General features: G+C 58.1%; 12 protein-coding genes. 4 read left to right on the top strand and 8 right to left on the bottom strand.

All coding sequences use genetic code 11. The features are described from left to right. Positions 1-5 precede the first annotated feature (5 nt). Genes PSH69_RS18220 through PSH69_RS18205 form a run of 4 tightly spaced genes read right to left on the bottom strand, consistent with a single transcriptional unit; the run spans position 6 to position 3,498 of the window. Complete coding sequence (locus PSH69_RS18220) at positions 6-1,028, bottom strand: polysaccharide biosynthesis/export family protein (RefSeq protein WP_019580132.1); 1,023 nt, start codon at positions 1,026-1,028, stop codon at positions 6-8. Between the two features lie 23 nt (positions 1,029-1,051). Beyond that, entirely contained in the window at positions 1,052-1,696 is a 645-nt protein-coding gene (locus tag PSH69_RS18215) for a CpsD/CapB family tyrosine-protein kinase (protein WP_305409341.1), read from the bottom strand. Beyond that, positions 1,697-2,443 carry a sugar transferase gene (locus PSH69_RS18210; RefSeq protein WP_096479932.1) on the bottom strand — a complete coding sequence of 249 codons (747 nt, stop codon included), beginning with the start codon at positions 2,441-2,443 and terminating at the stop codon, positions 1,697-1,699. Between the two features lie 11 nt (positions 2,444-2,454). Then, the gene (locus PSH69_RS18205; protein WP_305409340.1) at positions 2,455-3,498 is read right to left on the bottom strand and encodes an NAD-dependent epimerase; all 1,044 of its coding nucleotides are present in this window, start codon (positions 3,496-3,498) and stop codon (positions 2,455-2,457) included. A 468-nt stretch (positions 3,499-3,966) separates the two neighbouring features. On the opposite strand from PSH69_RS18205, the gene PSH69_RS18200 reads away from it, so the two are divergent. The 4 genes from PSH69_RS18200 to PSH69_RS18185 all read left to right on the top strand — a co-directional run bounded on the left by PSH69_RS18200 (position 3,967) and on the right by PSH69_RS18185 (position 9,977). After that, on the top strand, positions 3,967-5,664 hold the full coding sequence (locus PSH69_RS18200) for a sulfatase-like hydrolase/transferase (RefSeq protein ID WP_305409339.1): 1,698 nt from the start codon (positions 3,967-3,969) through the stop codon (positions 5,662-5,664). 111 nt (positions 5,665-5,775) lie between these two features. Further along, on the top strand, positions 5,776-6,444 hold the full coding sequence (locus PSH69_RS18195; RefSeq protein WP_018925581.1) for an ABC transporter ATP-binding protein: 669 nt from the start codon (positions 5,776-5,778) through the stop codon (positions 6,442-6,444). Between the two features lies 1 nt (position 6,445). Next, positions 6,446-8,917, top strand: a complete 2,472-nt coding sequence (locus PSH69_RS18190) for an ABC transporter permease (RefSeq protein ID WP_305412852.1) — start codon at positions 6,446-6,448, stop codon at positions 8,915-8,917. Beyond that, positions 8,907-9,977: a lipocalin-like domain-containing protein gene (locus tag PSH69_RS18185; RefSeq protein WP_305409338.1), complete on the top strand. Its 1,071-nt coding sequence runs from the start codon at positions 8,907-8,909 to the stop codon at positions 9,975-9,977. The genes PSH69_RS18190 and PSH69_RS18185 overlap by 11 nt, the downstream gene beginning before the upstream one ends. A 502-nt stretch (positions 9,978-10,479) precedes the next feature. On the opposite strand, the gene PSH69_RS18180 is transcribed toward PSH69_RS18185, so the two are convergent. The 4 genes from PSH69_RS18180 to PSH69_RS18165 all read right to left on the bottom strand — a co-directional run bounded on the left by PSH69_RS18180 (position 10,480) and on the right by PSH69_RS18165 (position 13,888). After that, the gene (locus PSH69_RS18180; RefSeq protein WP_305409337.1) at positions 10,480-12,348 is read right to left on the bottom strand and encodes an ATP-binding protein; all 1,869 of its coding nucleotides are present in this window, start codon (positions 12,346-12,348) and stop codon (positions 10,480-10,482) included. Between the two features lie 307 nt (positions 12,349-12,655). After that, positions 12,656-12,922: a hypothetical protein gene (locus PSH69_RS18175; RefSeq protein ID WP_305409336.1), complete on the bottom strand. Its 267-nt coding sequence runs from the start codon at positions 12,920-12,922 to the stop codon at positions 12,656-12,658. Further along, positions 12,919-13,266 (bottom strand): DUF6124 family protein, encoded by a 348-nt coding sequence (locus PSH69_RS18170; RefSeq protein WP_305409335.1) that lies wholly within the window; start codon positions 13,264-13,266, stop codon positions 12,919-12,921. The genes PSH69_RS18175 and PSH69_RS18170 overlap by 4 nt, the downstream gene beginning before the upstream one ends. Before the next feature lie 217 nt (positions 13,267-13,483). After that, entirely contained in the window at positions 13,484-13,888 is a 405-nt protein-coding gene (locus PSH69_RS18165; protein WP_305409334.1) for an Imm50 family immunity protein, read from the bottom strand. Between the last annotated feature and the right edge of the window lie 78 nt (positions 13,889-13,966).

The raw sequence follows: 13,966 nt of genomic DNA, 5'->3' as shown, positions 1-13,966 counted from the left end.
GAGAGTTAGTTGTTGCTGCCTTTGTTGTCGACGCGGTAGCCGAAGGTGAAGCCCACCCCCTGAAACAACACCACATCGGCCAGTTGCCGCGCGAGCTCACCGGCACTGGCCAGTTTGGTCTTGGGCACGTAGAGCATGTCGTCCGGTTGCAGGTAAGCAATCTGCGACGCGTCACCGGACAAGGCTTTCTCCACGTCGTAGTGCACAGCCTGCACCTGGTTGCCGTTGCGGCGCATGATCACCACCGAGTCGAGGCGCGCCTTGACGTTGGTGCCACGGGCCAGGGTCAACGCTTCGAGCACTGAAACCGGGCGGCGAATCGGATAGGAGCCCGGCTGCGCGACTTCACCCAGCACATAGATTTCATTGCCCGACGTGGATTTGAGCATGACGTCGACTGTCATCCGTCCCGGCAATTGCGCGTAACGTTGATTGAGGAACGTTTCGAGCTGGTTGACGGTCATGCCTTGCAGCGGCACGGAGCCGATTTCCGGAAAGCTCGCATAGCCGTCGTTACCCACGGTGATCTCCCGGCTCATGCCGGTAGCGGGGTGGTTCAGGGCGCTCTTGAGGTTTTGCTCGTTGCTCAGCGGGCTGGTGACCAGCACGGTCAACTGGTTGCGATTGGGCTGGAACAGGGCTTTGCGGTTATAGGCGCGCTGGATTTCCTCCCGGGCCTGGACCGAGGTCATTCCGCCGATTTTCACCGAGGTGTTGGCCCCCGGCAGTTCGATGGTGCCATCGGGCAGCACCAGTTGCGTGCCGTTGAGCTGGCTGGCCGCGGTGAAGTTCAGCGCGACCTGGTCACCGGGCTGAATGCGGTAAGCCTCCGAGCCACTGGTGCTGACGTGGAAGATCACGTCCAGCACGTCCTTGGGCCGCAAGGTCTGTTCGACCTTGGGCATATCGGTGGCCTGGGCGTTGGCCGGCTCGGCCGTGAGGATCTGCACCGGCATGTTCTGGGTTTCACTGGTGCTGGAGCAACCTGCAAGCGGTAGCAACAGCAGGACAAGCACTTTGGCATTCATGACTTCATCCTTCAGGTGGGTGCTTACAGGTTTTTGTAGAGCCATTTGGGCATGTAGTACTTGCGCCGATTGAAGACGCTGCCCACCAGTTTCGCGCCGGCCTGGGTCAGGCGCTGGGCCGCGGCCTGAGCCACTTCCCAGCGGGTGTCTTCCGCGCGCACCACCATGATCACGCCGTCCACCAAAGTGCTGATGACCAGGGTGTCGACGGCCTCATACACCGCATCGCCGTCGATCACCACGAAGCGATACCGATCGCCCAGCTGCTCGAGCAACGGGCTCAGTTGTTCGCGGGTCAGGTGCTCGGTGCTGCGGATATGCCGCCCGTTCGGCAGGATGTGGAAGGGCAGGCTGGAGACGGTCACCAGGCAGTCCTGCAGCAGCGGCGGGGAGTCGTTGAACAGCAGATCGCGAAAGCCGCGCTCTTTGCTCAGCCCCAGCTGATGCGTGAGGTTGCCCGCCGACTGGCTGGCGTCCACCAGCAGCACTTGGCCGCTGCTCATTGACGCCAATTGGGTGGCCAGCGCCAGGGCGCTGGTGGTGGTGCCCGTGCCTGCGTTGGCAGCGGTCAGAAAAAGGATCCGCAGATCCAGGTCGAGCACGGTCGAGGTCAGGTTGGACTCGCTCGGGCTGGCGATGGTCAGGCTGTTATTCGATGAACCGTCCATTTAACTCGCTCCGTGGCCGTTGAACACGATGAAGGGGGTTTTCAACAGAATCTTCAGATCAAGCAACAGGCTCTGCTCGGCGATGTACGTGAGGTCCAACTCAACGCGCTGGTCGAAGTCGATATTGCTGCGCCCGGAGATCTGCCACAGGCCGGTCATGCCGGGGTAGATGCTCAGGCGCGCAAGGTGGCTGTCCTTGTAACGACGGGCATTGAACGAGGTGGGTCGTGGACCTACCAGGCGCATGTCGCCGCTCACCACATTGATCAGGTTGGGTAATTCATCGAGGCTGCTGCGCCGCAGGAAACTGCCGATGGGGGTAATCCGCGGGTCGTTGTCGATCTTGAAGTCGATGGCGTCGGCGCCGTGCTTGTTCAGATGCCGCAGGGACTCCTTGAGCTCCTCGGCGTTGGCCACCATGGTGCGGAACTTGTACATGCCGAACATGCGGCCGCGGTAGCCGGTGCGTTGTTGCACGAACATCACCGGCCCCGGGCTGCTGAACTTGATCGCCAGTGCCAGCCCCAGCAGTACCGGGGAAATCAACAGCAAAATCACCAGTGCACCGAGGCAGGCGAGCACCCGATTGGTGCGCGACAGGGTCCAGGGCCGACCTCCGTTGCGGCCGGTCACCCAGCCGTGACCCTGCACGTGGATCGCCTTGTCGAGGCGCATCCGGTGCTCGGGATCCAGGCGGTTGTCACGCTGCATGTGATCGAGCAACATGCCTTTTTCATGTCCAGTCATAGAGTCCTCCGCTAAAGCCCGGCCATGAATGGCGAGTGGGCGCTACGCAGTGGGTAGTAGTCACGGAACCAGGCGATGAATCGTCCGAGTCCTTCATCCAGCTCTATCCGTGGCTGGAAACCGGTGGCCAGTGCCAGATCGCTGGCATCGGCGCAGGTGTTGAGCACGTCGCCCGGTTGCAGGGGCAGCAACTCGACGAGGGCCTTTTGCCCGAGGTGTTTTTCCAGCAGCGCCAGGTAGTCCTTGAGCGCTACCGGCTGCTGTCCGCCAATGTTGTAAATGCGCCATGGCGCCATGCTGCTGGCCGGGTCCGGCTGCTCGCGGTTCCAGTCCGGTGCCGGCTGGGGCGCGCGCTCGACAAGGCGGGCGATGCTCTCGATGATGTCGTCTATGTAGGTGAAGTCCCGCTGGTGCTGGCCGTAGTTGAACAGCTTCAGCGGCTGCCCTTCGGCAATCGCCCGGGCGAACTGGATCGGCGACATGTCGGGCCGGCCCCAGGGCCCGTACACCGTGAAAAAACGCAAACCGGTGCAAGGAATGCCGAACAGATGGCTGTAGCTGTGGGCCATCGACTCGTTGGCTTTTTTGGTTGCGGCGTACAGCGACAACGGATGGTCGACGTTGTCCTTGACCGTATAAGGCGTGTGCTGGTTGGCGCCGTACACCGAACTGGACGAGGCATAGATCAAGTGCCTGACCGGGTGGTGACGGCAGCTTTCGAGAATGTTGAGGAACCCGCTCAGATTGCTGTCGAGGTAGGCCCGAGGATTTTCCAGGGAGTAACGCACCCCGGCCTGGGCGGCGAGGTGAATCACCACTTGCGGTTGTTCACACTCAAACAATGCGTCGAGGGCCTCGGCATCGGCCAGGTCGACTTTCGCGAGGGGGAAATCGCCGACCTGCTCGCGTACCCAACCCACACGGTCATGTTTGAGTTGCGGGTCGTAGTAGTCATTGAAGTTGTCCAGCCCGCACACATGATGCCCGTCGCGCAACAGCCGCAACACACAATGGGCACCAATGAAGCCGGCGGCTCCAGTGACGAGTATTTTCATGATCGCGGCGCCTCGGGAACGACCAATGCCGCAGCTTGGATCAGGCCGACGTAGCCCGTACCAAATACGCTTACGTCCATATTGGCGTGCCTCGTAAGACGGTGGATGTAACTGAAATGAGACTGTCAAAAGGGGTATAGCCCAGCCTTGGGAAAGCGTGTCAGCAAAATGACGGGTAGCGCGGGCTGGAAACCCTGATTTCATAGGCTATTTGGTATCAAGTGCTTGCCGTTGCTGGATTTGTCGTTGTTTTGAGGGGTTTCAAGAAAACGATAAACGGTCGAAAGGCTTGTATTACAAGGGTTACAGGCGTTTTGAAGCGTCAGATTTGAGTTAATGTTTTTTTGACGCTTTTGGCAAAAAACCGGCATTTCTTGCGCTTTCATGGCTCGGTGCTAGTGTCAGAAAATGGCTGATAATCATTGGTTTCCATTGGCCAATGGCAGCCATGGAGGTACAGCATCCACCATGATCCGATACTTCAAGGAACTGTTGCTGGTTCTGTATTTACTCAAAAGTTACGACTATTACCTCGATCGTCTCGACGCATTGGGCATCGGTTTGCCGATGTTGCTGTATGGCGGGATGTTCGTGGTGCTGACGATCGCGCTGTTCATGACCGCCTATATTCGTCAGACACTGGTCCGTCATTTGTTTGCGTTGGCGCTGTTTGGCTCGTCGATTTTCTTTGACGTCTATACGCACGTGACCGCCAGTTACCTGACCTACAGCAGCTTTGTATCGCTGGTGTATTCCGGTGGGTTCATTCAGGAAGCGGCTTACCAGTACCGCGATGCGATCATCAGTGCGACGGTCAGTGGCTTGTTGCTGCTGTTGGGTATCGGGCTCAAGCCGCGTCGACGGCTACCATTGCCGGGACCGCTGTTGGTGGCGGCACCGGTGCTCGGCGTGCTGCTGCTCAGTGTCGTGCTGTTCGTGCGGGCCGGTGAGGGCGCCCGTGGCTTGCCGATCATGTACACGCCGTTGGCCTATCTGAATCTGTTTACCTATGAAGCGCTGCACAACGTTGTCGGCCCGCGCGAGCCGGTGAGCCTGGCGCGCATCGATCGGCCGGTGGGTTACGACATCGTACTGATCATCGACGAGAGCATTTCCGGTAATTACCTGGACATCAACACGCCATTCGGTGTGCACAGCAACCTCAAGGAAGCATACCCGGGCGTGGACATCTTCAATTACGGCTACGCCGCGTCTATCGCCAATTGCAGTGCCGACACCAACGTCACCCTGCGCTATGGCGGCACCCGTGCTGACTACATGCGGATCAACACCACGCTGCCGTCGATCTGGCAGTACGCGAAAAAGGCCGGGCTGCGCACGGTTTACATCGATGCCCAGCGCACCGGTGGCAACTTGCAGAACCTGATGAACAATGCCGAGAAGCAGGACATCGATGAGTTCGTGCAATTCGACCAGACCAGCGTGCGCGACCGCGACATGGCCGCGGCCGCCACGCTGATCGATCTGCTCAACGACGGCATACCGGAGCTGGTGGTGATCAACAAGGTCGGCGCGCATTTTCCCGTGCACGACAAATACCCGGATGCGTTTATGGCCTACCGCCCGACCTTGCCTCGGGGGCAGTTCGTCGAGGTGGCGGACACGGGCACGCGCGAGGGATTCAATGGGCAGCCGGATGATTGGTTGCTGTACCGCAATGCCTACAAAAATACGGTGCTGTGGAATGTCGGCGAGTTCTTTTCACGGGTTTTCACCCAGGCGAATTTACGCAATGCGCTGCTGATCTACACCTCGGACCATGGGCAGGATCTGCATGAGCGCGGTAACCCGGGGCTCAACACCCACTGTGGCAGTGACCCGGTGGAGGAAGAGGGGTTGGTGCCGTTGGTGGTGATCTCGGGCAGCGATTTGAAGACCCTGGACTGGCAGGCACAATTGCCGGCCAACAAGGATCGCTCCAGTCACTACAACATCTTCCCGACGTTGTTGCAGTTGATGGGCTATGACCTGGCAGGGATCGAGGCGGTGTATGGCAAACCGTTGAGCGTGTCGACGGCGGATGACTTCACTTTCAACTATCGCTTCAATGCGCGGCTCGGCGCTGTGCCTGCGTGGAAGTACATCGACCTGAAGAGCATTGTGACGCCGGGGCCGGTGGTGCCGAGTGTGGCGGTGGGGCAGTGAGATTTTGATGAGATGGCCTGGCCTTATCGTGAGCAGGCTCGCGATAAACGATAACGCGGTCCTGCTGCCGTCCGCTATCCTAGGCGCACTGCCTTTAACGAGCCTCCTCTCATGCTTTCGGTCCAGGGCGTCTTCAAAAGCTACGCCACCCCCCAAGGCCCTTTGCCGGTATTACAAGGCGTCGATCTCACGTTGAAACCCGGCAGCAGCCTGGCGTTGATGGGCGAGTCGGGCAGTGGCAAAAGCACCTTGCTGCACCTGATCGCCGGCCTGGACAAGGTCGATCGCGGTAGCATTCGCAGCGGCGAGCATCGACTGGAACAGATGAACGAAGGCCAACTGGCCCACTGGCGGCGCACCGAAATCGGCCTGGTGTTTCAGCAGTTCAACCTGATCGGCAGTTTGCGGGTCGAGGACAATCTGGCGTTTCAGGCACGTCTGGCCGGGCGCCACGATCCGCGTTGGCAGGCGCATCTGGTGCAGCGTCTTGGGTTGGTGGATCTGTTGCAGCGCTATCCGGAACAACTGTCTGGCGGGCAACAGCAACGAGTTGCGCTTGGCAGGGCGTTGGCCTCGCAACCGAAACTGCTGCTGGCCGACGAACCCACCGGCAGCCTCGATGAAGCCACCAGCGATGAAGTGTTGAAGTTGCTGCTGGAGTTGCTCGACGACAGCCCGACAACGTTGTTGATGGTCACCCACAGCCCAAGGGTCGCCGCGCGGCTGGCGGAAAAAGTGGTGCTGCACAATGGCCGTCTGGCTGGCGCGGACGAGCGCTGAAGTGCGGGTTTTTCGCGAGACATTGCGGGCACTGCTCAGCCATTGGCGGCAACATCCGGTGCAATTTTTCAGTGTGCTGACCGGGCTCTGGCTCGCCACTAGTCTGTTGACCGGCGTGCAGGCGCTGAACAGTCAGGCGCGGGAAAGCTACGCGCGGGCCAGTCAGTTGATCGGTGGCGAACCTCAAGCCAGCCTCAGCGCGCCCGGCGGCGGGGTGTTCCCTCAGCAATTGTTTATCGACTTGCGTCGCGCGGGTTGGCCGGTATCACCGGTGTTGCGAGGCCGGGTGACGCTCAAGGGCCATGAAGACCAGCGCTTGCAGTTGATGGGCATTGAACCGGTGTCGCTGCCGGCCGGTTCCGCAGTGGCCGGGCAGACATTACCGATTGAGCAGGTCGTCGAGTTCTTCACGGCGCCGGGCAGCACCTGGATTTCGCCGCAGACCTTGCAGGCGTTGAGCTTGCACGAAGGTGAAACACCGACGGCCGAGAGCGGCATCGCCTTGCCGCCACTGCGTGCCCAACCCGACATGGCCCCCGGTGTGTTGCTGGTGGACATCGGCTTCGCCCAGCAGATTCTGCAATTGCCCGATCAACTGTCACGTCTGTTGCTGCCCAAGGATTTCACCGCGACCCTGCCTGATCAGTTCAAGGGCCAACTCCAGCTCATCAGCAGCGGCGAAGAAAACAATCTTGCGCGCCTGACCGAGAGCTTCCATCTGAACCTCGATGCCTTGGGCTTTCTGTCGTTCGTGGTTGGCCTGTTCATCGTGCACGCGGCGATCGGTCTGGCGCTGGAGCAACGTCGAGGCTTGCTCAGAACCCTGCGTGCCTGTGGCGTCAGTGCGCGAATGTTGATTGCCGGCCTCGCCGTCGAGCTGGGAGGTCTGGCGTTGATCGGTGGTGTCGCTGGCGTGCTCAGCGGCTACCTGCTGGCCGGCGTGCTGTTGCCGGACGTCGCCGCCAGTTTGCGCGGCTTGTACGGCGCCGAAGTGCCGGGACAGTTGAGCCTCAGCCCGCTATGGTGGTTCAGCGGCATCGGTCTGAGCCTGCTCGGCGCGTTGCTGGCCGGTGCCAACAGTTTGCTGCGAGCGGCGCGTTTACCGCTGCTGGCGCTGGCCGATCCGCAAGCCTGGCATCAGGCCCACGCGCGCTGGTTGCGGCGCCAGGGCTGGGTCGCGGCGATGGCTGCGTTGATCGCGGTGTTGGCGTTGATGTTCGGCGACAGCCTGAGCAGTGGTTTCGTGCTGATGGCCGCGTTGTTGATCGGCGCCGCACTGGCCTTGCCGGTGGTGTTGAACAGCGTGCTCAACCGGGTGCTGCGGCGCAGTCGTTCGGTGCTCGGCCAATGGTTTGTCGCCGATTGCCGTCAGCAGTTGCCGGCCCTGAGCCTGGCCTTGATGGCGCTGTTATTGGCGCTGGCGGCGAACATCGGCGCCGGCAGCATGACCGCCGGTTTCCGCCAGACCTTCAACAACTGGCTCGAACAACGCCTGACCGCCGAGTTGTATGTCAATCCGCAAAATCCGGCCCAGGCCCGAGAGCTTTACACATGGCTCAAACAACAAACTCAAGTCAGCGCGGTGCTACCCAACTGGCAGGTGTCGATTCAGTTACAGGGCTGGCCGGCGGATGTCTTCGGCGTGATCGATCACCCGACCTATCGCCAGCACTGGCCGTTGCTGGAGGCCTTGGGCGACGACCCTTGGGAACGACTGGCCAAGGACGACGCGCTGATGCTCAGCGAACAACTGGCCCGGCGGTTGAAGGTACGCCTGGGTGATCACTTGACCATTGCCACGCCCAACGGTCCATGGTCGCCACGGATTGTCGGGATCTACGCCGACTACGGCAATCCCAAGGGCCATCTGCTGGTCAACATCAATCACCTGCTGCGCGGCTGGCCGCAGCTGACACCCAGCCGTTTCAACCTGCGCATCGAGCCCGCGTCGATTCCCGCGTTCCTGGCCGCGCTGCAAGCGCGCTTCGCCCTGGACGACAGCCGCATCGTCGATCAGGCCCGGCTCAAGGGTTGGTCCACACAAGTGTTCGAGCGCACCTTCGCCGCCACCGCCGCACTCAACAGCCTGACCCTTTGCGTCGCGGGCGTGGCGCTGTTCATCAGCCTGCTGACCCAGAGCCAGAGTCGCCTCGGACAACTCGCGCCGTTGTGGGCGCTGGGCGTGACGCGGCGACAGTTGATGCTGCTCAACCTCGGGCAGACCTGGTTGCTCGCGGTGCTGACGTTGGTGCTGGCATTGCCGTTGGGCATCGCATTGGCGTGGTGCCTGGACACGGTGATCAACGTGAAGGCCTTCGGCTGGCGCTTGCCGCTACGGGTGTTTCCACTGCAACTGTTGCAGTTGATGGGCCTGGCCTTGCTCGCCACGTTGCTCGCGTCGGCGTGGCCGTTGTACTCGCTGTATCGCACGCAACCGGCGGATCTGCTGAGGACGTTTGCTCATGAAGATTAAGATCTGCGTGTTGCTGTTGGCGTTGCTGAGCGGCTGCGACAACACGCCTGCGCCGGAAAAAGGCTTCGCCGGCCTCGGCCATCAGGCCACCGCATTTACCCCGGTGGTGCCCGGGCGAGAATTCAGTTTCCCGGCGGACCACGGCGCCCACGATGGCTTTCGCATTGAATGGTGGTACGTCACCGCCAACCTCAAGGACGATCAGGGGCGCGAGTTCGGCGCGCAATGGACGCTGTTTCGCAGCGCCTTGAAAGCGACGCCCGAGCAACCTGGCTGGGCCAATCAGACTATCTGGCTGGGTCATGCGGCCGTGACATCCGCCACCGCACACCATGCCGCCGAACGCTACGCCCGAGGTGGCGTCGGCCAGGCCGGAGTGATCCTTAAGCCGTTCAACGCATGGATCGATGACTGGCGTTTCAGCAGTCAGGCCACCGACGCAAACCCGCTGGCAGACCTGCAACTCAGTGCCCGCGACAAGGTGTTCAGCTACCAGCTTCGACTGACCTCAACCCGGCCACTGGTACTTCAAGGAGACAAAGGCTTCAGCCAGAAATCCGAACAAGGCCAGGCGTCGTACTACTACAGCCAGCCTTTTCTCCAGGCCAGCGGCACCCTGGAAATCGACGGCAAAACCTACACGGTCAACGGCCCGGCCTGGCTCGACCGCGAGTGGAGCAGCCAACCGCTGACCGCCAACCAGACCGGTTGGGACTGGTTCTCCCTGCACCTGGACAGCGGCGCGCAGGTGATGCTCTACCGCATGCGGCAAAAGGACGGCGCGCCATACCTCACCGGCACCTGGATCGACGCTCAAGGGCAGGCACAGCTGCTGCACGCCGACGACATCCGCCTCACGCCGCAAGATACCGCCAAGGTCGCCGGGCGTTCGATGCCTGTGCGCTGGTCGATCAACATCCCGGGCAAGCACCTCGAAATCACCATTGATGCCCTTAACCCCAAGGCCTGGATGGACTTGCGCATTCCTTACTGGGAAGGGCCGGTGCGGCTGAGCGGCAGTCATGGTGGGCAGGGGTATCTGGAGATGACTGGTTATTGACCCGGAACTCTCGGCGCCACGCCGTTCGGCGAAATTGAAAGATCTGAACGTAGGGCAGAGCGTTGTGCTGACCTGCAACGATGTGCTGAAAGTAGCCAGCCAGCACCCAAGCTGATCATTACTTGTACGTATTGATTGTTCTTGTGCGGATAGCTGTATAAGAACAATCAATTTTAATGGTCGAACCGGTGCGTTTAGGAAGTTTGTAGACGTTGTGTAAGCGGGGCCTTACGAAATGTTACGTGCATAAATTTCATGTTTGTACACGAGGACATATCTGCCAAATTCTATTAAAATCCTTCCCGTTCGCCCGGTGTCAGGGCTCTTTACCGGTGCATGGATTGCCAGGCCATTACACTGGGCGAACACCTTCTTTGGGAGGTGCTGTTTAAAAGTTTCGGATATAAGAATGGGCGACCTTGGGGTCGCCCATTTTTATTGGATGATGGAGCCAATCCGGGTCAGGCGCACGGTGTACGCCGTCAACAGCCAGATTCTGGCGTCAACTTGAAATGGTATTCACTCCCCGCGTGCTGGCCTGGAGCTGCTGTCGGTAATTGGCTGCTCGTTGAAGCACTCGGGTCAAGGACTGAAAGTTTGTCGGTTTGGTTAAAATATCATTGGCTCCGGCGGCCCTGAAACGTTCAATCTCGCTCGAAAAAGCGTTTGCGGTGAAAGCAACGATATAGCAAGTATCGCCCAGCGGTCGTTGGCGGATTTTACGCATGGCCGCTAATCCATCCATAACAGGCATATTGATATCCATGAAAATGATATCCGGAGTCGATGTCATACACTGATTGACCGCCTCCAGGCCATTTGACGCGAGGTCAGGCGTATAACCCAATGCCTGTAACATCGCCAGAGCAACTTTCTGGTTAATTGGATGATTCTCCACCAGCAGGATATCCAGTGGATAATCCTGGGCAAAAGAAGCGTCGAAACCAACCGCTGCCTGATTGTTCTCGATGGGCATCTCCGAAACTGAAAAAAGCTCCATGGGGAGTGAGAAAAAGAACGTCGATCCAACGCCAGGCTGACTGGTAAAGGACAACGTCCCCTGTTGTGCCTCGACCAGATTCTTGCAAATGGAAAGACCGAGCCCGCTCCCGGTAAAGCGTTGACTGGTCGGCCCTTTAAACTGGGTAAAGGGCTTGAACAGGCTGCTTTGCCGAGCCAGGGGGATACCTATGCCGGTATCGCGTATGGAGAAGTCGAGGCGCGCTCGAGGGCCGTAACCACGAGTCGTGACCACGAGTGATACTTGTCCGGCTTCGGTGAATTTGACCGCATTGCCCAACAAGTTGATCAATATCTGGCGAAGGCAATCGCTATCGGCTTTGACCCACGGCGGAACGTCCGGTGAGACCTGGGCCTCAAGGACTATTGGCTTGTCCTGAATGTTTTGCCGGATCATTTCAATACTGGATGAAACCAGTACTCTCACGTCGAATACACGAGGCTTCAATTCAAGTTTGCCCGCTTCGATTTTTGCCAAGTCAAGAATATTGTCGATCAGAGACAACAGGGTTCGTCCACTGGTATGAATCGTTTTGACCAGATTGTTTTGCTCTGGAGTGAGGGCAGACCCAGCCAACAACTCGGTCGCGCCGATAACCCCGTACATGGGGGTGCGGATTTCATGACTCATGGTGGCCAAGAATCTGGTTTTTGAACGATCAGCGTCCTCGGCGGCATTTTTTGCCTGATTCAATACCTGTTCGTTTATTTGCAGTTGCTGAAGATGCGCACGCATGCGTAAAAGACTGAAGGCGAGAAATACCAGAATGGCAAGGATGATATGGTGCAGGGAGTCCTGATTGAGGTGGTGGTAGTAATCCGCCAACGTCATCTCCGCCCCCACCACATAAACCGTTCCGTCCTGGGACTTCATTGGGACGAAGACAGCGCGAAAGTCTCCCCAGTGATCCGAGTAATCGATCCAGGTGGGCTCAGTGCGCTCGAAACTGTCGAGCAAAGCCTGACTGGCATCGGGATAAGGATCGAAAAAACGTACGAAATTCTGCTCTTGAATTTCTTTTTTCGATGCGCTGGAGCTGATCAGATAGGCTTCCCCAGCGCGTTTGACCACGCTGTAGACAAACGCGGTGCCCATGGACTCGTTGAACCTGGAGAGCCGCTGAATGGCATCCCAGTCTTGCGCTTCTGTTTTCGACTGTTTGTCGATCAGATTGTCATGGTAGCGGTCGCCGAGGATGGCCGAAGCGCCCAACGCGGCATGCAGCAGCTTGTTATTAATGTTGTCAGTGAGGATTCCTTGGGTCTCGACGTAAAGGTAGTAGATATAACCACTGACACCTACGATGTAGACCAAAAGTAACGCCCATGTTTTCCGTCTGAGTTTGAACATTCATCACAGCCTCCATACTGTGAGCTCAAGCATAAATTGAACACTGGTTGAAAACCAATATTTCTCAGTGCGGAAATTACTTGACCGAAGTGTCAGTTTTTGGGTTTCCTGGGTAGTCACGATTTTGCGGTAGAGTCCAATATAGTGGACGTTTGAAGGCTATTGCTCCTATATCAATAAATTTGCAGGCGATATTTTAGCAACCTCTTGCGAAATGCTGTGTGGATCAATTTGAGGAATGATATTAAACGTCGGATATAAAAATGGGCGACCCTGGAGTCGGAGTCGCCCATTTTTATTGGCGGAATTATAGCTGCGCCTGTAACTGTCGCCCGACCACGTCCAGCAAATCGCAGCCGTCCCGCAATGGGATGACCAATACCCGCGCAAACTCTTGCAACAGCGCAGCGTCACCGCCAGGCGCTTCGCCCATAGACAGCGTTTCCAACAGTTGAGTGACGCAACGAATGCGATGCGCCGCCGTGTCGTGCAACACGTCGACAGGCGCTGCGGTGTCGATTAGCAGGGAAGGGATCGTGCAGTCGATGCCGGTAATCGGCATGTATCGAGTCATGGTTGAACCTCCTGAGCGTCGGACGCCCCACCGGTCGGGTCGAGGTTGTCCAGCGCCCGGTTTACCAACAACTCACCCAGTACAGCCAATTGCTGAATCGATAGCGCCAGGCTGCGGTGCGAGCCTTCGAGTTCACAGGCAAGGTCGGTGGTCAGTACGTTGAGCGAGGCGAGGGTTTCGCAGGCGTGGCTTAGCAGGGTTTCGGTGCGGATGTTGGGGAGAAGGGTGAAGACGTGGCTGATGGGGGCGGGTTTTTTTGGATCGCGGAGGTGGGCGCTGATGGTGCGTTGGGTTGCTTGGCTGAGTTGGAGGGGGTTGAGGGAATCGGGTGGAAACTTTTTCATCGTGAAGCTCCTGAAACAATGGAGCCGCAAAGCGGCATTTGCATGCCTTGATCGTGTTCGGTCTGTCAAAACCGGTCGCTGAGGTTGCAGCGGCTGGGGGAGGTTATCTGGGGAGGAGGGGGTGTACAAGTTCATGGATGGCGATGGGGGTTACGGGAAATGTCCGACGCTTTTGTTAGACGACTCAAAGGGCAGAAAAATGAGTCGGATTTTGTTTTTAAATGAGCACGGGTTTTTTGTCGTTCATATAAACTGAGGGGCCACAAAGTAGCGGGGATTTTATTGTGAATTCAATTATCGAGCTGCTGTTCGAAGCATGGATCGTGAAAATTTTTTCGCTCTGAGTGATTATTACATTGAGTTTTTCTTTTGTAGGTATATTTTTGATCGTCAGGTTGCTGATTTCGCTGCAGTTTAAACCGATGCGGCATGTGTTGAATTCAGCTTTTTTCCATTTTTCAGGAGGGGTGTCAGGAAGTTCTTCGATGTCAAACTCTAGTATTATCGTTGGTCTGTTGTTGTCGATATTTACTGTGAAAAGTTCAATGAGGCCAATCGCTACGGGGGCTTTGAATATCTGATTGAAAAAAATGCTGCCATCGATATCGTTCCAGAATTTCATTTTTGCTCCTTGAGGCCTAACTGAGGGGCGGGTAGAAACAGTAAAGTGGGGGCGCCCATTTCTCTTTTATTGGCTTAA

The sequence above is a fragment of the Pseudomonas sp. FP1740 genome (genome assembly GCF_030687165.1).
Classification (GTDB): domain Bacteria; phylum Pseudomonadota; class Gammaproteobacteria; order Pseudomonadales; family Pseudomonadaceae; genus Aquipseudomonas.
Note: the sequence above shows the minus strand (reverse complement) of the source record. Positions and strands in the feature narration are given on the sequence as shown.